The organism is Streptomyces sp. SM1 (assembly GCF_002910825.1).
GTDB lineage: Bacteria > Actinomycetota > Actinomycetes > Streptomycetales > Streptomycetaceae > Streptomyces > Streptomyces okerensis.
The window spans coordinates 1-1,062 of sequence record NZ_NEUB01000231.1 but is presented as its reverse complement, the minus strand read 5'-3'; the positions used below and the strand labels follow the sequence as shown (position 1 = coordinate 1,062).

The 1,062-nt window shown below is 75.8% G+C and carries 1 pseudogene; it reads right to left on the bottom strand.

The annotated features are described in order from the left end of the window. Positions 1-156 precede the first annotated feature (156 nt). Positions 157-1,062, bottom strand: a pseudogene (locus B9S61_RS05435) (dihydroxyacetone kinase); the annotation flags it as partial.

Below are 1,062 nucleotides of genomic sequence, written 5' to 3'. Positions count from 1 at the left end.
GAACGAGGTTCGGCCGGCAAGAACCGCCCGGGCCCACCGCGCACCGGGCCGAAGGCAGGTGGCCGCCGTGGCACAGGGCCACCTCGCGCACGGCCGGGGCCGGCCGGCCCGGGAGGTGGTCCGGGAGATGGTCCGGGAGGTGGTCCGGGGTGGAGGTCACTCGACGCCGATGAGCAGGACGGCGCCCTGTCTGCCGCCGTGGTAGACCACCGTGTCGACGGCGAGATGGCCCGCACGGACCCTGGTCTCCAGATGGGCGGCGACGGACTCGGGGGCGTCGTCGCCGAGGACCAGGGTGACCAGTTCGCCGCCGGCCGCGAGCATGCGGTCGAGGACGGCCTCGGCGGTGGCCGTGACGTCCTGGCCGATCACGGCGACGTCCCCGTCGACGAGGCCGAGGATGTCTCCGGCCTGGCAGATGCCCGCCATCGTCCAGGACTGTCGCTCGGCGACCGTCACCTCGGCGTAGCGGGTCGCGCCCGCCGCCGAGGTCATCGACACCACGTCCTCGTCGAAGCGGCGCCCCGGCTCGTGCACGGCGAGCGCGGCGATGCCCTGGATCGCGGAACGGGTCGGGATGAGGGCCACCCTGATGCCCTCGGCCCGGACCTGCTCGGCCGCCGCGGCGGCGGTGTGGCGCAGCTCCGCGTCGTTGGGCAGGAGCACGACCTCCCGCGCGTGGGCCCGCCGTACGGCCTCGACGAGCTCACCGCTGGCGGGCGGCTCCCCGGGGCGCGCGAGCACGGCGGTCGCACCCGCCTCCGTGTACAGCCCCGCCAGACCCTCACCGGGCACCACGGCCACGACGGCCCGTTCGGCACGTTCGCCCCGGGCCCGCCCGGCCCCCGTGGTGTGGACGTCGCCGGCACCGAAGTGGGTGATCCGGATCCGGTACGGCCGCCCGGCCTCGACGCCGGCCTCCACGGCGGCGCCGGCGTCGTCGACATGCACATGGACGTTCCACAGTCCGTCGCCGCCGACCACGACGAGCGAGTCGCCCAGCCGGTCGAGCCGCTCCCGCAGCCGCGCGACGGCCGTGTCCCCGGCCTCCAGCAGATAGAT